General features: G+C 53.2%; 11 protein-coding genes, 1 tRNA gene, 2 rRNA genes and 1 riboswitch. Of the genes, 10 read left to right on the plus strand and 4 right to left on the minus strand.

Translation table 11 applies throughout. From position 1 onward, the window contains the following. Positions 1-94 precede the first annotated feature (94 nt). The 7 genes from rrf (IV04_RS07195) to aceK all read left to right on the plus strand — a co-directional run bounded on the left by rrf (IV04_RS07195) (position 95) and on the right by aceK (position 6,759). Positions 95-210: ribosomal RNA gene (gene rrf / locus IV04_RS07195) — 5S ribosomal RNA — on the plus strand. Positions 211-223: 13 nt separating this feature from the next. Continuing rightward, a tRNA-Thr gene (locus IV04_RS07200) sits at positions 224-299 on the plus strand. 49 nt (positions 300-348) lie between these two features. Next, positions 349-464, plus strand: a 5S ribosomal RNA gene (gene rrf / locus IV04_RS07205). 201 nt (positions 465-665) lie between these two features. Then, positions 666-1,595, plus strand: coding sequence for a homoserine O-succinyltransferase (metA, locus tag IV04_RS07210; protein WP_037403949.1), 930 nt, complete (start codon positions 666-668; stop codon positions 1,593-1,595). 384 nt (positions 1,596-1,979) lie between these two features. Next, entirely contained in the window at positions 1,980-3,578 is a 1,599-nt protein-coding gene (aceB, locus tag IV04_RS07215) for a malate synthase A (protein ID WP_037403952.1), read from the plus strand. Between the two features lie 49 nt (positions 3,579-3,627). Next, positions 3,628-4,935 (plus strand): isocitrate lyase, encoded by a 1,308-nt coding sequence (gene aceA / locus IV04_RS07220; protein WP_037403953.1) that lies wholly within the window; start codon positions 3,628-3,630, stop codon positions 4,933-4,935. Between the two features lie 72 nt (positions 4,936-5,007). Further along, positions 5,008-6,759: a bifunctional isocitrate dehydrogenase kinase/phosphatase gene (gene aceK, locus IV04_RS07225; RefSeq protein ID WP_037403955.1), complete on the plus strand. Its 1,752-nt coding sequence runs from the start codon at positions 5,008-5,010 to the stop codon at positions 6,757-6,759. Between the two features lie 14 nt (positions 6,760-6,773). On the opposite strand, the gene edd is transcribed toward aceK, so the two are convergent. Together edd and iclR are read right to left on the minus strand one after the other, a co-directional pair. After that, a complete protein-coding gene (gene edd / locus IV04_RS07230) occupies positions 6,774-8,588 on the minus strand; it encodes a phosphogluconate dehydratase (protein ID WP_037404028.1) in 1,815 nt (604 codons plus the stop codon). Positions 8,589-8,852: 264 nt separating this feature from the next. Continuing rightward, on the minus strand, positions 8,853-9,683 hold the full coding sequence (gene iclR / locus IV04_RS07235; protein WP_037403956.1) for a glyoxylate bypass operon transcriptional repressor IclR: 831 nt from the start codon (positions 9,681-9,683) through the stop codon (positions 8,853-8,855). 250 nt (positions 9,684-9,933) lie between these two features. On the opposite strand from iclR, the gene metH reads away from it, so the two are divergent. Continuing rightward, positions 9,934-13,620, plus strand: coding sequence for a methionine synthase (metH, locus tag IV04_RS07240; RefSeq protein ID WP_152562832.1), 3,687 nt, complete (start codon positions 9,934-9,936; stop codon positions 13,618-13,620). A gap of 52 nt (positions 13,621-13,672) precedes the next feature. On the opposite strand, the gene panS is transcribed toward metH, so the two are convergent. Together panS and lysC are read right to left on the minus strand one after the other, a co-directional pair. Continuing rightward, complete coding sequence (gene panS, locus IV04_RS07245; RefSeq protein WP_037403957.1) at positions 13,673-14,590, minus strand: ketopantoate/pantoate/pantothenate transporter PanS; 918 nt, start codon at positions 14,588-14,590, stop codon at positions 13,673-13,675. A 310-nt stretch (positions 14,591-14,900) separates the two neighbouring features. Then, the gene (gene lysC / locus IV04_RS07250; protein WP_037403958.1) at positions 14,901-16,268 is read right to left on the minus strand and encodes a lysine-sensitive aspartokinase 3; all 1,368 of its coding nucleotides are present in this window, start codon (positions 16,266-16,268) and stop codon (positions 14,901-14,903) included. Positions 16,269-16,376: 108 nt separating this feature from the next. Next, positions 16,377-16,569: riboswitch (Lysine riboswitch) on the minus strand. 264 nt (positions 16,570-16,833) lie between these two features. Between lysC and pgi the strand changes: the two genes are divergently transcribed. Both pgi and IV04_RS07260 read left to right on the plus strand, forming a co-directional pair. Beyond that, on the plus strand, positions 16,834-18,480 hold the full coding sequence (pgi, locus tag IV04_RS07255) for a glucose-6-phosphate isomerase (RefSeq protein ID WP_037403960.1): 1,647 nt from the start codon (positions 16,834-16,836) through the stop codon (positions 18,478-18,480). A 661-nt stretch (positions 18,481-19,141) separates the two neighbouring features. Continuing rightward, a complete protein-coding gene (locus IV04_RS07260; protein ID WP_037403962.1) occupies positions 19,142-19,366 on the plus strand; it encodes a hypothetical protein in 225 nt (74 codons plus the stop codon). Positions 19,367-19,525 lie beyond the last annotated feature (159 nt).

Consider the following 19,525-nt stretch of genomic DNA (forward strand, 5'->3'; position numbering starts at 1 on the left):
TGATTTTCAGCGGATGTTCCGAGATTGGTTCTGGTGGTTGCGTGCATACGAGAGAGGAGTATGTGATGTAACGGCTGGAATGAGAAAGAATTTGCCTGGCGGCAATAGCGCGGTGGTCCCACCTGACCCCATGCCGAACTCAGAAGTGAAACGCCGTAGCGCCGATGGTAGTGTGGGGTCTCCCCATGCGAGAGTAGGACACTGCCAGGCATCAAATTTGTGTGCTGATATGGCTCAGTTGGTAGAGCGCACCCTTGGTAAGGGTGAGGTCCCCAGTTCGACTCTGGGTATCAGCACCACTTTATTGAAGTGGTTTAGAAGTTTGGCAGAAAAGAATTAAAGAATTTGCTTGGCGGCAATAGCGCGGTGGTCCCACCTGACCCCATGCCGAACTCAGAAGTGAAACGCCGTAGCGCCGATGGTAGTGTGGGGTCTCCCCATGCGAGAGTAGGACACTGCCAAGCATCAATTAAGCCGAGAGGCCATCCGCAAGGATGGCCTTTTTGCTTTTATTGATTTGCCAAATTCATATTTTGAACTCAATCTTCCCTTTAGCGATGAAACATTTTCACCTGCCAGTTGAAGACTCGACATGGTGATAAAAAAACGCTATCTTCAGGCATCTAGAAGTCTAAACGTATAAATGGATATGTGAGGGTGAGACAATGCCGATTCGTGTTCCTGATGAGTTACCTGCAGTGAGTTTTTTGCGTAATGAGAATGTCTTTGTGATGACATCCTCACGAGCAAAAACACAGGAAATCAGGCCGTTAAAAGTGCTTATCCTCAATCTGATGCCAAAAAAGATCGAGACGGAGAACCAGTTTCTACGCCTGCTTTCTAATTCTCCGCTGCAGATCGATATTCAATTGCTGCGTATCGACAGTCGTGAATCGAAGAACACGCCTGCCGAGCATCTGAACAATTTCTACTGCAATTTTGAAGATATTCAGGATGACAACTTTGATGGTTTAATCGTCACTGGTGCACCTCTGGGCCTCATTGATTTCTGTGATGTGGCCTATTGGCCGCAGATCGAGCGTGTAATCGACTGGGCAAAGAACCACGTTACTTCCACGCTGTTTGTCTGTTGGGCGGTACAGGCGGCGTTAAACATCCTGTATGGTATTCCGAAGATGACCAGGGAGGTAAAGCTCTCTGGGGTGTATCAGCATCAGACGCTGCAGCAGCATGCCTTGCTGACCCGTGGTTTTGATGAAACCTTTCTGGCTCCACATTCGCGCTATGCCGACTTCCCGACTGAAATCATCCGTCAGTATACCGATCTGGATATTATGGCCGAGTCTGATGAGGCTGGTGCCTATCTGTTTGCAAGCCGCGACAAGCGCCTGGCGTTTGTTACCGGGCACCCTGAGTATGATACGTTGACGCTGGCGGGCGAGTATTTTCGTGACCATGATGCTGGGCTTAACCCGAGCGTTCCGCTGAATTACTTCCCTGAAGACAATCCTGAACTGCCCCCCAAAGCTTCATGGCGTAGCCATGGGCACCTGCTGTTTTCCAACTGGCTGAATTACTACGTTTACCAGATCACCCCGTTCGATCTGCGTCATATGAATCCTACCCTAGAGTAACCTTCCTCCCTGACATGGTGGCTGAATCGAGGCCACCTCTGTTTGTTCTGCTGCTCTCCTCGGTACTTTCCAATCCCCTATCTGACATTAATCCTTTTAAAACAAATTGATACAGCATAAATCTGTATTGTCGGAACTGCTTTCCTTGTTTGTTAATAATGATATTTTTTGTAATTTATTGATAATAAAAGGTTAAATAAATATTTAATAAAATAATGGAAATCGTTTTTGATTTTTAATTTTTGTTGGTTATTCTAGAGTCAAAAGGGCTGATATCTAACCAATAAGAGGTTGTATGTTCACCCTGAATTGCTGTGGTTTCCGATAATAATACTTCGTACCGCCAGCAATGGCAGTACGGAATGATGGGGAAGGAGCAAGACAATGATGCAACAGATGGCTGGCACGGAGTTAACGTTTACGCGGGTTTTCAGCGCGGCTGAGCGGCAGGTATTGACGGATGACGCGGTCGAATTCCTGGCGGAACTGGTGGTAAAGTTTACTCCACAGCGCAATAAGCTATTGGCCACGCGCGTCTGCTGGCAGGAGAGCATCGATCGCGGTGGTTTGCCGGGATTTATTTCGGAAACTGATTCCATTCGTAACGGAAGCTGGAAAATCCGTGGCATTCCAGAAGACTTACGCGATCGCCGGGTCGAGATTACTGGCCCGGTTGAACGCAAGATGGTGATCAACGCATTGAACGCCAACGTCAAAGTATTTATGGCCGATTTCGAAGATTCGCTGGCCCCAAGCTGGGACAAAGTGATCGAGGGGCAAATCAATCTGCACGACGCGGTGAACGGCACCATTTCTTATACCAATGAAGCTGGCAAGATTTACCAGCTCAAACCGAACCCAGCGGTATTGATTGCTCGTGTGCGCGGCCTGCACTTGCCAGAGAAACATGTGCAGTGGCAAGGTGAAGCCATTCCCGGTGGACTGTTCGATTTTGCTTTGTACTTTTTCCATAACTATCGCCAGTTACTGGCAAAGGGCAGCGGCCCGTATTTCTATCTGCCGAAAACCCAGTCTTGGCAGGAAGCGGCTTGGTGGAGTGACGTGTTCAGCTTTACCGAAGATCGCTTCGAACTGCCACGCGGTACGATCAAAGCGACCGTGCTGATCGAGACTTTGCCTGCCGTCTTCCAGATGGACGAAATCCTCTATCACCTACGCGATCATATCGTCGGGTTGAACTGTGGCCGTTGGGATTACATTTTCAGTTATATCAAAACGCTGAAGAACCACGGTGAGCGTGTGCTGCCGGATCGCCAATCCGTCACCATGACCCAACCTTTCCTCAGTGCTTATTCACGCTTGCTGATCAAAACCTGTCATAAGCGTGGGGCTTTTGCGATGGGGGGAATGGCGGCATTTATCCCGAGCAAAGATGCAGAGCAGAATGCCATCGTGCTCGCTAAGGTACGGGCAGACAAAGAGCTGGAAGCCACTAACGGCCACGACGGTACTTGGGTGGCACATCCGGGCTTAGCCGATACGGTGATGGAGGTTTTCGATCGCATCTTGGGCGATCGCCGCAATCAGTTGGAAGTACTGCGTGAGCAGGACGCGCCGATCACTGCCGCTCAACTGCTGGAGCCTTGTGAGGGTGAGCGTACAGAAGCGGGGATGCGCGCCAATATCCGTGTTGCGGTGCAGTACATCGAAGCCTGGATCTCTGGCAATGGCTGCGTGCCGATTTATGGCCTGATGGAAGATGCGGCCACTGCTGAAATTTCCCGAACCTCTATCTGGCAGTGGATCCACCATGAAAAGAGCCTCAGTAACGGCCAACTGGTGACCAAAGCGCTGTTCCGTCAAATGCTGAAAGAAGAAATGTTGGTGGTGCGTGAAGAATTGGGTGAGGCGCGCTACAGCGCTGGCCGCTTTGAAGAAGCGACGCACCTGATGGAGCGTATTACTACGCAAGATGAACTGATCGATTTCCTGACTCTACCCGGCTACGAACTCTTGGCCTGATAAACCGTTCCTGACTATTAACCCTACATTAATTGCAAAGGATAAAAATATGACAACCTCTCGTACCCAACAGATCCAACAACTGGAACAGGAATGGAAATCAGCACGTTGGGAAGGGATTACCCGCCCTTACAGTGCCGCAGATGTGATCAACCTGCGCGGTTCAGTTAACCCGGTATGCACGCTGGCGCAAAACGGTGCGGCCAAGTTGTGGGAACTGCTGCACGGTAAATCACGCAAAGGGTACGTCAACAGCTTAGGTGCACTGACCGGTGGCCAAGCTTTGCAGCAGGCGAAAGCGGGCGTAGAAGCGATTTATCTGTCGGGTTGGCAGGTAGCTGCGGATGCGAATACCGCCTCCGCCATGTACCCTGATCAGTCGCTGTATCCGGTGGATTCTGTCCCGGCGGTGGTTGAGCGTATCAATAATACCTTCCGCCGTGCCGATCAGATCCAATGGGCTAACCAGATTGAGCCGGGTAGCAAAGGTTATACCGACTATTTCCTGCCGATCGTAGCCGATGCGGAAGCCGGTTTTGGTGGCGTGCTGAATGCGTTCGAGCTGATGAAAGCGATGATCGAAGCCGGTGCTGCCGGGGTTCACTTTGAAGACCAACTGGCAGCAGTGAAAAAATGCGGCCATATGGGCGGTAAAGTATTGGTGCCGACGCAGGAAGCGATTCAGAAACTGGTGGCTGCACGTCTGGCGGCGGATGTGCTCGGCGTGCCGACCCTGCTGATTGCGCGTACCGATGCTGATGCGGCAGATTTGCTGACTTCTGATTGCGATCCGTATGACAGCGCTTTTGTGACCGGTGAGCGCACCGTTGAAGGTTTCTTCCGTACCCATGCCGGTATTGAACAGGCAATCAGCCGTGGCTTGGCTTACGCTCCTTACGCCGACCTGGTGTGGTGTGAGACTTCGACCCCAGACTTGGCGGCGGCGAAGCGTTTTGCCGATGCCATTCATGCCAAATTCCCCGGCAAGCTGCTGGCCTACAACTGCTCACCGTCCTTTAACTGGCAGAAGAACCTGGACGATCAGACTATCGCTCGCTTCCAGGACGAACTGTCTGCCATGGGTTACAAATACCAGTTCATCACCTTGGCCGGTATTCACAGCATGTGGTTCAACATGTTCGATCTGGCACACGCCTACGCCCGTGGCGAAGGTATGAAGCACTACGTCGAAAAAGTGCAGCAGCCGGAGTTCGCGGCAGTTGAACGTGGGTATACCTTTGCCTCGCATCAGCAGGAAGTGGGCACTGGCTACTTCGATAAAGTCACCACGGTGATTCAGGGCGGAGCTTCTTCCGTTACCGCGCTGACCGGATCGACTGAAGAACAGCAGTTCTAATCTCACCGTAGTAGCAATGTGTCATTCAGAGCCTGCATTTGCAGGCTCTGCCTCGTGGGCAGGAGGGGAACGATGGTGGCAAAACGGGAATTGTTAATCGCGCAGACGATCTTGCAGGGATTTGATGCACAATATGGTCGCTTTCTGGAAGTCACTGCCGGGGCGCAGCAGCGCTTTGAGCAGGCTGATTGGCCTGCCGTGCAGCAGGCGATGAAGAAGCGTATCCATCTTTACGATCACCATGTGGGCCTGGTGGTGGAACAGTTGAAATGTATCACCGGGCAACGCTATTACGATGCGGACTTCCCCAACCGGGTGAAGGCGGTGTACACCGAATTGCTGCCGGATTACCCGCGTTTTGAAATTGCCGAGAGTTTTTTTAATTCGGTTTATTGCCGCCTGTTTAAACACCGTGATTTAACCCCGGATAAGCTGTTTGTATTCAGTTCACAGCCCGAGCAACGTTTTCGAGATATCCCACGGCCATTGTCGCGTAATTTTATGCCTCATGGTGATATGGCCGCCATGTTGCATAGCTTGCTGAGCGATCTGCCGCTGCGGCTGGCGTGGGAGGATCTGCCACGTGATATCGGTTATATCACTCAGACATTGCAGCGGGACTTCAACCCTGAGCAACTGGCCGGGGCGACGCTCCAGGTTGCTAATGAGCTGTTTTATCGTAATAAAGCCGCCTGGTTGGTGGGCAAACTGCGGCTGGCAGACGGTGTTTATCCGTTCCTGTTGCCGATCCATCGCAGCGATTCCGGTGCCTTGTTTATTGATACCTGCCTGACCAGCAAAGCCGAGGCCAGCATCGTATTTGGTTTCGCCCGTTCTTACTTTATGGTTTATGCACCGCTGCCTGCCGCAATGGTGGAATGGCTGCGTGAGATCCTGCCGGGCAAAACGACTGCCGAACTGTACATGGCGATCGGCTGCCAGAAGCACGGCAAAACGGAATGTTATCGCGAATACCTGACCTTTATGGCGGGGTCGCAGGAACAGTTCATTATTGCGCCGGGCGTGAAAGGTATGGTGATGCTGGTGTTTACCCTGCCGTCTTTTGATCGGGTGTTTAAGGTGATCAAGGATGAATTTGCCCCGCAGAAAGAGGTCACGCAGGCTCAGGTAATGGCCTGTTACCAGTTGGTGAAGGAACACGATCGCGTTGGTCGCATGGCGGATACGCAGGAGTATGAGAATTTTGTGGTGGATAAGGCGCGGCTCAGCCCGGAACTGTGGGCGGAACTCCAACAGGAAGTACCGGAAAAGCTGGAAGATCTCGGCGATCGCGTGGTCATCAAGCATCTGTATATGGAACGGAAGATGACGCCGCTGAATTTGTATCTGGAGCTGGCCAACGAACAGCAACTGCATGATGCAATAGAAGAATACGGTAATGCGATTAAGCAACTGGCGGCGGCGAATATCTTCCCTGGCGACATGCTGTTTAAAAACTTCGGTGTCACCCGCCACGGGCGCGTCGTGTTCTACGACTATGACGAGATTTGCTACATGACCGAGGTGAATTTTCGCGATATCCCACCGCCGCGTTACCCGGAAGATGAAATGGCCAGTGAACCTTGGTACAGCATCTCACCGAACGATGTTTTTCCAGAAGAGTTTCGCCATTTCCTGTGTGGCGATCGGCGTATCCGGCAGGTATTCGAAGAGATGCACAGCGATTTGTTTGAAGCGGATTACTGGCGGGGTTTGCAACAGCGGATTAAGAACGGGCACGTGGAAGATGTGTTTGCCTACCGCAAAAAGCGCCGCTTCAGCCAACGTCTACTTGCCGAACAAGCTTTGGCCCAGCATGGCTGAGCCAAAACGAATGATTAAAAGGGGATGCAGCAAGCGCCTTGTTCTGCGCCGGAAAGCTGGCTGCGTAACGCACTAAACAGTTCGCGGCCACAGCCGACGCGTTCGGCGCTCAGATCGGGTTGATAAGGGGGTCGTTGGGCCAACTCCGCAGCATCCACCAACAGTTGCAACTCGCCGGTTTGGCCATTAACGCGGATCAGATCGCCATTTTGTACTTTTGCCAACATCCCGCCGGTATAGGCTTCTGGCGTGACGTGGATCGCCGCAGGCACTTTGCCGGAGGCACCTGAAAGGCGGCCATCGGTCACCAACGCGATCTTGAGGCCACGATCCATCAGCACCCCGAGTGGTGGCATCAGTTTATGCAATTCCGGCATGCCGTTGGCCTGTGGACCTTGGAAGCGCACCACCACCACACAGTCCTGGTTCAGTTTACCGGCTGCAAAAGCGGGTGCGATATCGTGCTGGCTGTCAAACACCATGGCAGGGGCTTCGATAATCTGGTGCTCGGCGGGTACCGCCGAGGTTTTCATCACCGCTCGCCCAAGATTACCGGAAAGCACCTTGGTACCGCCGTGGTGTTCAAAGGGCGCATCGACGCTGGCAATCACGTTGTTATCCAGCGAATGTTGCGCTCCATCGCGCCAGGCCAATTGACCATTTTCCAGCCAGGGTTCCTGGGTATAGCGTTCAAGACCAAAACCGGCGACGGTATGCACATCCTGATGCAGCAGGCCGTTTTTCAGCAACTCACGCACTACCAGCTGTACGCCTCCGGCGGCTTGGAACTGATTGATATCAGCCGGGCCATTGGGATAGATGCGGCATAACAGCGGTACGGCATCGGAAAGCTCAGAGAAATCATCCCAGTTGATGATAATGCCCGCTGCTCGCGCCATGGCGACCAGATGCATGGTTAAATTGGTTGAACCGCCGGTAGCCAACAGGGCAACTATGCCGTTAACCACCACTTTTTCATCCATCAACTGGCCGATCGGTAAATACTGGCCACTGGTTTCGGTCAGCCGGGTCACCTGGCGTGCGGCGGCGTCGGTTAGCGCATCGCGCAGTGGCGTGTCCGGGTGAATAAAGGAGGCCCCCGGCAGATGCAGGCCCATCACTTCCATTACCATCTGGTTAGTGTTGGCGGTGCCGTAGAAGGTACAGGTGCCGATACTGTGATAAGAGGCCGCCTCGGCTTCCAGTAGGGCGTGGCGATCGGCCTTGCCTTCGGCATAAAGCTGACGCACCCGCACTTTTTCTTTATTTGGCAGGCCGCTACTCATTGGCCCGGCAGGCACAAACACCGCAGGCAAATGGCCGAAGGACAATGCTGACATCACCAGCCCCGGCACAATCTTGTCGCAGATGCCGAGGAACAGCGCACCGTCGAACATGTTATGCGCCAACCCGACAGCGGCGGACATGGCGATCACATCGCGGCTCATCAATGAAAGCTCCATGCCATCCTGCCCCTGAGTGACGCCATCGCACATGGCGGGTACTCCACCGGCCACCTGGCCGATAGCCCCCACGCTGTGCAGCGCCTGTTTCAGCCGTTGCGGGTAATTTGCGTAAGGCTGGTGGGCTGAAAGCATATCGTTATAGGCAGTGATGATAGCGATATCGCTACGCACCATATTTTTCAGCGCGGCTTTATCATCGGGCTGGCAGGCGGCAAAGCCGTGCGCCAGATTGCCACAGGCTAATTGTGAACGATGCACGGTGTGAGAACGGTCTGCGGCGATGCGCGCCAGATAGGTGGTGCGGCTCGGTTTTGAGCGTTCGATGATGCGTTGTGTTACGCGGGATAAGGTGTCGTTAAGCATTCTGTCCTCACGTGGCGGCCCTGATAGGCGATTGCCGATGGTGTCGTTACTGTCAGAGTAAGTTACCGGTAACATGTTATCGGTAACAATATCGGATAACCTGTTGCCTTAGGCAATCGGCTTTAGCTGACAGGATCGTTAACTGTGATCGGCTTCATGGTTCTGCTTGGCAGGGAAACAAGATCTCTACAGGTTGTCACAGAAATACAACAGGGGTTTTTCCCCACCTCAGCCGATTGGCCAAGGTGAGGGCTGCTGGAAATGTTAACGCACCCCACCATATTCCAGGCTGATTTCCTTCGCTGCGTGTATCACCAGTGCGCCGAGTTCTGTTACGCGATCGTCGGTGATGCGTGAAACCGGGCCGGAAATGGAGATCGCCGCAAAAGCCTCTCGGTGCTCATCAAAGATACAGGCTGCAACGCAACGCAGGCCGAGCGCATGTTCTTCATCATCAAACGAAAAACCCTGTTTGCGGATCTGCGCCAATCCTTCTTTCAGGTTATGCGGTGTCAGGGTGTGTACCGTATAGGTCTGCATGCCTTTTTTATGTAGCAATTTGGTGACCTGATCGTCTGAAAGCGTCGCCAGAAAGGCTTTGCCCGCGCCAGAGGCGTGCATGGGCAATTTGCCACCGATAGGGGCTGACATGCGCATCAATGCCGTACATTGCACCTGATCGATAATGACTGCCTGATATTCGCTGGTATCCAAGACTGCCAGATTGACCGTTTCGCCCGATTCTTCCATCAGGCGGCGCAGCGTCGGGTGCACCATCGCCAGCAGATTGCGGCTCTGCAGGAAACTGCTGCCGACCACAAACGCATGTGCGCCCATGGTCCACAGGCCAAGATCGCCCACCTGACGTACAAACCCTTGCTGTTGCATGGTGGTGAGCAGGCGATGGGTGGTGGAGTTAGGCAACCCGGCCTGCTGGGCCAGATCGGTCAGCGCCACATTACCGTGCGCCTCAGCAATATATTCCAATAACTTCAGGCCACGGGTCAGTGACTGGACCTGACCGGTTGCGGCACTGGCAGCGGGGGCTGCGGCACGCGGCTTCTTGCCGCGCTTGGCGGGTACGGGAGTGGCCATGATTCACCTTCTATTTTCCGTATGGTGGAATTCATTTTCGTTTTTTGAGTATGAATTGCAATACACATATCCGCTCATCGGATCTGTTGGCCAAGCGACTTGAAGCACGCCGAGCATGAAAAACTCTCAATAAGTGCTCACACCTCTGCTGACCTAACCTGTGCTAGGATGGCTCGTTTATTTGGGCGATGGCGATTATCTATATCCGGTAGATTTTTGAGAGCAATTTTAAAGTCGGTGGGTATGAGGGATGACTGTGACAAATCGAGTAGAACAACTGCGTCAGCAGTTAGCGCAGCGTATTTTAGTGTTGGACGGCGGTATGGGCACCATGATCCAGAGCTATCGGCTGGAGGAGCAGGATTATCGCGGTGAACGTTTTGCTGATTGGCAAAGCGACCTGAAAGGCAACAACGATCTGCTGGTGCTGACCAAGCCAGAGGTGATCACGGCGATCCACAACGGCTATCTAGAGGCCGGGGCCGACATTCTCGAAACCAACACCTTCAACTCCACCACCATTGCCATGGCCGACTACCATATGGAGTCGCTGTCTGCCGAAATTAACTACCAGGCTGCATTGTTGGCCCGTGCCTGTGCCGATGAATGGAGCGCGCGCACCCCAGATAAACCGCGCTACGTCGCCGGGGTGTTGGGCCCAACCAACCGTACCGCTTCTATCTCACCCAATGTTAACGATCCGGCATTCCGCAATGTCTCTTTCGATCAGTTGGTGGAAGCCTACCGTGAATCAACCCGCGCGCTGGTGGCTGGCGGTGTCGATCTGATCATGATCGAAACCATCTTCGATACTCTAAATGCCAAAGCCGCAGCTTTCGCGGTAGAAACCGAATTTGAAGCTTTGGGTGTGACGCTGCCGATCATGATTTCCGGCACCATTACCGATGCTTCCGGTCGTACCCTGTCCGGCCAGACCACCGAAGCGTTCTACAACTCGCTGCGCCACGTTAAGCCGCTGACTTTCGGCCTGAACTGTGCCCTCGGCCCGGATGAATTACGCCAATACGTGGCGGAGCTGGCGCGCATTTCTGAAAGTTACGTGACCGCGCACCCCAACGCCGGTTTGCCGAATGCGTTTGGTGAATACGATCTGGATGCCGAAGAAATGGCTAAACAGGTCGGCGAATGGGCGCAGGCTGGTTTCCTGAATATCATCGGTGGTTGCTGTGGCACCACGCCAGCTCATATTGCGGCGATGGCGCAAGCGGTAGCCGGTGTGCCGCCGCGCCAGCTGCCAGAACTGCCGGTCGCCTGCCGTTTATCCGGCCTGGAACCGCTGAATATTGATGCGAAGTCGTTATTCGTCAACGTCGGTGAACGCACTAACGTTACCGGTTCGGCCCGTTTCAAGCGTCTGATCAAAGAAGAAAAATACAGCGAGGCGCTCGACGTGGCGCGCCAGCAGGTGGAAAGCGGCGCGCAGATCATCGACATCAATATGGATGAGGGCATGCTCGATGCCGAAGCGGCAATGGTGCGTTTCCTCAACCTGATTGCTGGTGAACCGGATATTGCGCGGGTGCCGATCATGATTGACTCTTCCAAATGGAGCGTGATCGAAAAGGGCCTGAAATGCATTCAGGGCAAAGGCATCGTTAACTCTATCTCAATGAAAGAAGGCGAAGAGGCCTTTATCCAGCATGCCAAACTGGTGCGCCGTTATGGTGCGGCGGTGGTAGTGATGGCGTTTGACGAAGTCGGCCAGGCCGATACCCGCGAGCGCAAGTTCGAGATCTGCCGCCGCGCTTATCAGATCCTCACCGAACGCGTCGGTTTCCCGCCGGAAGACATCATTTTTGACCCGAACATTTTTGCCGTCGCTACCGGGATCGAAGAGCATAACAACTATGCCGTCGACTTTATCGAAGCCTGCGGCGACATCAAAACCCACCTGCCGCACGCGATGATCTCCGGTGGCGTTTCCAACGTGTCGTTCTCGTTCCGTGGTAACGATCCGGTGCGTGAGGCGATCCACGCGGTGTTCCTGTATCACGCCATCCGTAACGGCATGGATATGGGGATCGTTAATGCCGGGCAACTGGCGATCTACGACGATCTGAGTACTGAACTGCGCGACGCGGTGGAAGATGTGATCCTCAACCGTCGCCCGGACAGCACCGAGCGCTTGCTGGATCTGGCGGAAAAATACCGTGGTAACAAAGATAACGAAGTGGCGGTGCAGCAGGCGGAATGGCGCGGCTGGCCGGTAGCCAAACGGCTGGAATATTCACTGGTTAAAGGTATCACCGAGTTTATTGAGCTCGACACCGAAGAAGCGCGCCAACAGGCGGAACGCCCGATCGAAGTGATCGAAGGGCCGCTGATGGCCGGGATGAACGTGGTGGGCGATCTGTTTGGCGAAGGGAAAATGTTCCTGCCGCAGGTGGTGAAGTCTGCCCGTGTGATGAAACAAGCGGTGGCTTACCTCGAACCTTATATCGAGGCCAGTAAGCAGAAGGGCACTACCGCAGGTAAAATCCTGCTGGCGACGGTGAAGGGCGATGTACACGACATCGGCAAAAACATCGTCGGCGTGGTGCTGCAATGTAATAACTACGAAATTATCGATCTGGGCGTGATGGTGCCGACGGACAAAATCCTCAAGACCGCGCGTGAACAGAAGGTGGATATTATCGGCCTGTCGGGCCTGATCACCCCGTCGCTGGATGAGATGGTGAACGTGGCTAAGGAGATGGAACGCCAGGGCTTCACTTTACCGCTGCTGATTGGCGGGGCGACCACCTCCAAAGCGCATACCGCAGTGAAGATCGAACAGAATTACAGTGGGCCAACCACTTATGTGCAAAACGCCTCACGCACCGTCGGTGTGGTGTCGGCGCTGCTGTCGGATACCCAGCGTGAGGAGTTTGTGGCGCGCACGCGCAAAGAGTATGAAACCGTGCGTATCCAACATGGGCGCAAGAAACCGCGCACTCCGCCGGTCAGCCTGCAGCAGGCGCGGGATAACGCCATGGTGCTGGATTGGGAAAACTATCAGCCACCGGTGCCGAACCAACTGGGGGTGTTCCCGGTGACGGCGAGTATTAACCAACTGCGCCACTATATCGACTGGACGCCGTTTTTTATGACCTGGTCGCTGGCGGGTAAATATCCGCGCATTCTGGAAGATGAAGTGGTAGGGGAAGAGGCAAAACGCCTGTTCCACGATGCTAACCAGATGCTGGATCAACTGGTAGAAAGCGGCAGCCTCAACCCACGCGGTGTTTACGGCCTGTTCCCGGCTAACAGTGTGGGTGACGACGTGGAGGTTTATCGCGATGAAAACCGCGACGAGGTGCGGGTGGTGAGCCGCCATCTGCGCCAGCAAACTGAAAAAACCGACTTCCCGAACTACTGCTTGGCAGATTTCGTGGCACCGAAAAGTAGCGGCAAGGCCGATTACTTTGGTGCTTTTGCCGTCACTGGCGGGCTGGAAGAAGATGCGTTGGCGGCAGCCTATGACGCTAAACACGATGATTACAACAAGATCATGGTAAAGGCGTTGTCGGATCGCTTAGCGGAAGCCTTTGCCGAATACCTGCATGAGCAGGTGCGCAAACAGCATTGGGGCTTTGCGGCAGATGAGAACCTGAGTAACGAAGAGCTGATTCGGGAAAATTATCAGGGTATTCGCCCTGCGCCAGGCTACCCGGCTTGCCCAGAGCATACCGAAAAGGCCGAGATCTGGCAGTTGTTGGACGTAAACCGCCATACCGGTATGAAATTGACCGAATCCTTCGCTATGTGGCCGGGAGCGGCGGTTTCTGGTTGGTATTTCAGCCATCCGGAGAGCAAATATTTTGCCGTGGCACAAATTCAGCGCGATCAGGTGGAGGATTATGCGGCACGCAAGGGCATGAAAGTGAACGAGGTTGAACGCTGGTTGGCCCCGAACTTGGGGTACGATGCCGATTAAAGCGATAAATTCCCCACACTAACGATATCGGCAGTGTGGGGAATACGGTGAACTACTCTTTCTTGGTGGGGCGGCCAGACCAGTAACCGGCCAACAGGGAGCCGGAAAGGTTGTGCCACACCGAGAACAACGCGCCGGGTAACGCCGCCAATGGCGAGAAATAAATCTTGCCTAGCGTGGCGGCCAGCCCGGAGTTCTGCATACCTACTTCGATCGCCAACGTGCGGCAGGTGGATTCATCGAAGCCGAACAGTTTACCGCCCCAGTAACCGCTTACTAACCCGATACCGTTATGCAGGATCACGGCGACGATAACCACTAACCCTACAGAGGCGATATGGCTCTGGCTGCCTGCCACGACCGCGCTGATGATGGCCACGATACAGACCATCGACAGTGCCGGTAGAAACGGTTCGACGCGTTTTACCGCTTTGGTAAAGGTATGATGAATGATCAAGCCCAGGCCGATCGGGATCACCACGATCTGCAGGATACTCAATAACATCCCCATAGTATCGACGCTGATCTCGGCGTCGACGTACAGGCGCGTCAACAGCGGTGTGGCAAACACGCCAACCAGCGTAGAGACGGCTGAAATAGTTACTGAAAGTGCCACATCGCCTTTCGCCAGATAAATGATCACGTTGGACGCTGTACCGCTGGCGACGCTGCCCACCAATACCATACCGGCGGAGAGATCCGGCGGCATATGGAACAGCAACGCCAGGAGCCACGCCGCCAACGGCATAATCAGGTAATGCAGGAAGATCCCAGCGGCTACCGGGCCGGGGCGCGATAGCACGCGTTTGAAATCGTCCAGACGCAGCGTCACGCCCATAGCAAACATAATCAGCATCAATAATGGGCTGATATAAGGGCTAAGGCCGGTAAAGGTGGCAGGGGTGTAATAAGCAGCGACGGAAAGCAGTACGGCCCACAGCGGGAATAAACGGGTTATTTTTGCCAGCATTAATAGTGTTTCCCTTCACAAGGCATTTATACCCGTCATACTTCAAGTTGCTTGGGTGTTGGCTGCGTTACTAGGCCCATCCTGGGCCTCGCCCCTTCGGGGCCGCTGCAAGCAGCGTTCAAATCTGCTTTCGCAGATTTGTCACTCACCCCAGTCACTTACTTGAGTAAGCTCCTGAGGATTATGAGCCTCATAAATGAGGCTCCCCCTGCGGGCCAGCGCAAGCGCTGTTCAAACCGGTCTTTGACCGGTTTGTTATTCAGTTGCCGCCTACAAGCAACTCGAATTATTTTGGGTATAGTCAGTCGTATTATTCAAACAGGTTGCGGTGCAGCGTTTGTACCACCTGCTCTGCATCGTCACCCGGTACCAGGAAGCAGAGATTATAGCTGCTGGCCCCGTAGCAGATCATACGGATATTAAACGGATCCAGCACACCAAACACTTCTTTGCCGACGCCGCAGGCTTGGGAAAGTTTGTTACCAATCAGGGCAACCAAGGCCAGATTCTCTTCCACTTCAACCCGACACAGCGAAGAAAGTTCGGTGAGCAGTGAGGTGGTCAGCAGGCTGCCACCGGTAGAGGTAGAACCGGTGGTATCCATCGTCAGTGCCACGCTGACTTCAGATGTGGTGATCAGATCGACAGAAATATTGTGGCGCGCCAGTATGTTAAATACCTCAGCCAGGAAACCGCGTGCGTGCAACATATTCAGGCTGTGCAGCGTCAACAGAGTTTGCTTGCGGCGCAGCGCCAGCGCCCGGAACAGCGGTGGGTTTTCTGTGGTGTTGCACACCAGCGTCCCCCCCGCAGCAGGATCTTTGCTTGAACCGACAAAAACCGGGATATCGCTGCGCACGGCGGGCAGCAGCGTTGCCGGATGCAGCACTTTGGCACCAAAGGTGGCCATTTCTGCTGCTTCTTCAAAGGCGATTTTGTCGATGCGCTTGGCGGCAGGCACCACGCGCGGATCGGTGGTGTAAATGCCAGGGACATCGGTCCAGATATCCACACGGCTGACGTTCAGCGCTTCACCCAGCAGTGCGGCGGTGTAGTCGCTGCCACCCCGGCCCAGCGTGGTAGTCCGGCCTTTGGCTTCGCTACCGATGAAACCTTGGGTAATGACCAGAGCCTCTTGCAAGCGCGGTTTCAACAGCGTCTGAGCCAGTTCGGTCAATACGGCATGGTCCGGCACTGCGCGGCCAAAATGATCGTCGGTACGCATCACTTTACGCACATCGAACCATTCAGCCTGAATATGGCGTTGGCGCAGGATTTCCACAAACAGCAGGGTGGACATCAGTTCACCATGGCTGACCAGTTCGTCGGTCAAGGCGGGGGAAGTGGCCAAGGCAGCAGCGTCCGACAGCATGGCGATATTTTCCAGCATGCGGTCGATTTCTTCACGGATCACTGCCGGATTATCAAGGCGATCGAGAATGGCATATTGAATACGACGAATTTCATCGAGCTGGTAGGTGCGTTTTTCGGCGTTACACCCTTCGGCCAAGGCCACCAACAGGTTGGTGATACCCGCAGAAGCAGAGAGTATGACCAGGCGGACATTAGGATTGGACAGGACGACATCGGCGCTGCGGTTCATCGCATCGAAATCGGCCACGCTGGTGCCGCCAAATTTTGCCACTACGGTATTGTTCAGGGGGGCTGCTTGATTCATGTAAAGCCTCGTGTCAGGGATGCCATTCACATGGCAATTGATTTCCATAGCCTTGGCACAAGGGGAGAGCGGTAAACAGGGAGCAGGCGTAGAGGTTGAGGCTACGATACACCCAGAAGCGCCCCACCTTGCTGACCACCCTGCAAGGTGGCCCATGGTGACAACTCAGGGGATTCAGCCCCTGTAGCCGACGTGATGATTGCCGCATTCACCGCGCCTCGGCGTCGCTCCCCCTCAAATGCCGTCATCGGATAACGGCTCCTCTGACACTCTACCTGGGCGACGCGCCTCTTCTGGCTTGCGCACCGGGTGCGCAAGTAGGTTGTTAGGAATAGCGGGTTTATGTGCTGCTGTCAACGGGCAAAGGTTGAGGGATGTTCATCTTTATGGTGGTGATAACAGGTTGTTGCCCGAAAGACGGAAGGGTTGTTGTGGAAAGGTAAAAAGCGGCGGTTTCAGTTTGACAGTGAATACCTATCGCAAGAAAAGGGATCCTAATCACAGGCGAACAGGCTACAATCGGCCAATCACCTTCCTTTCTATTCTCAAGCATAAGAGCGTCGCTATGAAAAATATCAATCCTAGTCAAACCACTGCTTGGCAAGCCCTGCAACAGCATTTTGAACAAATGAAAGACGTGCAGATCCGCGATCTGTTTGCTCAGGATAGCGAGCGTTTCGCCAAGTTCTCTGCCACGTTCAACGATCAGATGCTGGTGGATTATTCCAAAAACCGCATCACGGCAGAAACCCTGGAAAAACTGCAAGCGCTGGCGAAAGAAACTGACCTGCAGAGCGCGATTAAGTCGATGTTCGCTGGTGAGAAGATCAACCGTACCGAAGATCGCGCCGTATTGCATGTCGCACTGCGTAACCGCAGCAATACGCCAATCATGGTCGATGGCAAAGATGTGATGCCGGAAGTGAATGCGGTGCTGGCAAAAATGAAACAATTCTGTGATCGCGTGATTGACGGTGATTGGAAAGGTTACACCGGCAAGCCGATTACCGACGTAGTGAATATTGGTATCGGTGGCTCCGATCTTGGTCCTTATATGGCGACCGAAGCGCTACGTCCGTATAAAAACCACCTGAACATGCACTTCGTTTCCAACGTGGATGGCACCCATATTGCCGAAACGCTGAAACCGCTGGATCCGGCGACAACGCTGTTCCTGGTGGCTTCTAAAACTTTCACTACCCAGGAAACCATGACCAACGCCCACAGTGCGCGCGATTGGTTCCTGAAAACCGCAGGTGACCAGAAGCACGTGGCGAAGCACTTTGCGGCATTGTCCACTAACGGTAAAGCGGTGGCCGAGTTCGGGATTGATACCGACAATATGTTCGAGTTCTGGGATTGGGTCGGTGGCCGTTACTCACTGTGGTCGGCTATCGGCTTGTCTATTGCGCTGTCGCTGGGCTTTGACCACTTCGAGCAGTTGCTGAGCGGTGCGCACGAGATGGATAAGCATTTTGCACAGACGCCTGCCGAGAACAACCTACCTGTGTTGTTGGCTCTGATTGGTATCTGGTACAACAATTTCTTCGGTGCAGAAACCGAAGCGATTCTGCCGTACGACCAATATATGCATCGCTTTGCCGCCTATTTCCAGCAGGGCAACATGGAATCCAACGGCAAATATGTGGATCGCAACGGCCATCCGGTGGATTACCAGACTGGCCCAATCATCTGGGGTGAGCCAGGGACCAACGGCCAGCACGCGTTCTATCAGTTGATTCACCAAGGCACTAAACTGATTCCTTGTGATTTTATCGCTCCGGCGATCAGCCATAATCCGTTAAGCGACCACCACGCCAAGTTGCTATCAAACTTCTTTGCCCAGACGGAAGCTCTGGCATTTGGTAAATCACTGGCAGCCGTTGAAGAAGAGTTTGCGCTACAGGGTAAAAAGCCGGAAGACGTGAAGCATGTCGCACCATTCAAGGTATTTGAAGGTAACCGCCCAACTAACTCCATTCTGTTGCGTGAGATCACACCGTTCAGCTTGGGCAGCCTGATTGCCCTGTATGAGCACAAGATCTTTACCCAAGGTGTGATCCTGAATATCTTCACCTTCGACCAATGGGGTGTGGAGCTGGGTAAGCAACTGGCAAACCGCATTCTGCCTGAATTGGCAGGCAAAGAAGCCGTAGAGAGCCACGACAGCTCAACCAATGGCCTGATCAATCGCTTTAAAGCATGGCGTTAATCTGTGAGCAAAACCTGCCAGCGTTCGATTGACAGGTATTGATGCACTGAAGGATGAGCCCGATTATGGGGCTCATCCTTCGCACAATAAGTGATTTGCTTGTCTGTAGTCGTCATACTTCAAGCAGCTTGGATGTTGGCTGCCCCCTGTCTTTTACAAGTAAATCGAATTATTTTGGGTCTATACTGAAAATAATTCCATTCATAGCATCCACAATGCTGAGCCCACACCAGTTTGATGCGTAGTGATAACAGTGGATTTGTTTGGTAGCTGTCCTATTGCGATACAAAATATTTTATCTGTAGATGATTGATATACTTACCCTGTAATGGACGTGTTCCATAAAAAATATAAGATATATTATAGGGTTGAGCTTTTTCCTAAAATTCTCATGAAGTTTGTTTTTATTATTTATTGTGCTATAAAAATTAAGCTTATTGATGACACCTTTTTCCTTTTAAGCTGTAGGGTGTTAGGTGTATATCCAGCATTTTTGGTGTTGCTGTGTGACCAATGTTTCAGCAATTTCAAATTAAGGGTATATTGAGCTACCGATGAGCTTAACCTGGGTTAAATCTCACAGTGATAAGTTCGAAGGGTGTGCTAACAATTTAAGAAAGTGCCCTAAGCACTTGATTTACTACTACGAAAAGGGGTGTGTATGAAGAAAATACTGTATCCGGTATTAGTCGTTATGGCTTTACTCGGTGCTTCCAATTCTTGGGCTGCTTTCGCTGTTATTGGCGCTAAAGGTAAGGCGGTTGCTGCGGGGACTAGTGCTGTTGCTGTTGCTGCTGCGTGCGCAATGGTGGCCGAAAACCGGGGTGGTGAAGAGGATGGGGTTGCTATTAGCCCTACCACCACGACCACGACCAGAACGAAATAAACAGTAAAAGAATAACCGCATATCGCTACAGAGCTTGGTGTTGCAGGGAGTGGGTAGAACCTGACGAGTTGGTCGAACTGACACTTCTTTTTGTAACCGCAACTTCAGGGCTAAAGATAAAATAGCGGTTATTCTTTTTTTTTATCTACGTGCCGGGAT

It is taken from the genome of Serratia sp. Ag1, from assembly GCF_000743355.1.
Lineage (GTDB): Bacteria > Pseudomonadota > Gammaproteobacteria > Enterobacterales > Enterobacteriaceae > Chania.

Excerpts from the sequence above, each read along its gene's own strand:
- panS (WP_037403957.1), bottom strand. The coding sequence starts at position 14,590 with ATGCTGGCAAAAATAACCCGTTTATTCCCGCTGTGGGCCGTACTGCTT.
- aceK (WP_037403955.1), top strand. The coding sequence starts at position 5,008 with ATGGTGGCAAAACGGGAATTGTTAATCGCGCAGACGATCTTGCAGGGA.
- aceB (WP_037403952.1), top strand. The coding sequence starts at position 1,980 with ATGATGCAACAGATGGCTGGCACGGAGTTAACGTTTACGCGGGTTTTC.
- metA (WP_037403949.1), top strand. The coding sequence starts at position 666 with ATGCCGATTCGTGTTCCTGATGAGTTACCTGCAGTGAGTTTTTTGCGT.
- iclR (WP_037403956.1), bottom strand. The coding sequence starts at position 9,683 with ATGGCCACTCCCGTACCCGCCAAGCGCGGCAAGAAGCCGCGTGCCGCA.
- lysC (WP_037403958.1), bottom strand. The coding sequence starts at position 16,268 with ATGAATCAAGCAGCCCCCCTGAACAATACCGTAGTGGCAAAATTTGGC.
- edd (WP_037404028.1), bottom strand. The coding sequence starts at position 8,588 with ATGCTTAACGACACCTTATCCCGCGTAACACAACGCATCATCGAACGC.
- IV04_RS07260 (WP_037403962.1), top strand. The coding sequence starts at position 19,142 with ATGAAGAAAATACTGTATCCGGTATTAGTCGTTATGGCTTTACTCGGT.
- aceA (WP_037403953.1), top strand. The coding sequence starts at position 3,628 with ATGACAACCTCTCGTACCCAACAGATCCAACAACTGGAACAGGAATGG.
- pgi (WP_037403960.1), top strand. The coding sequence starts at position 16,834 with ATGAAAAATATCAATCCTAGTCAAACCACTGCTTGGCAAGCCCTGCAA.
- metH (WP_152562832.1), top strand. The coding sequence starts at position 9,934 with ATGACTGTGACAAATCGAGTAGAACAACTGCGTCAGCAGTTAGCGCAG.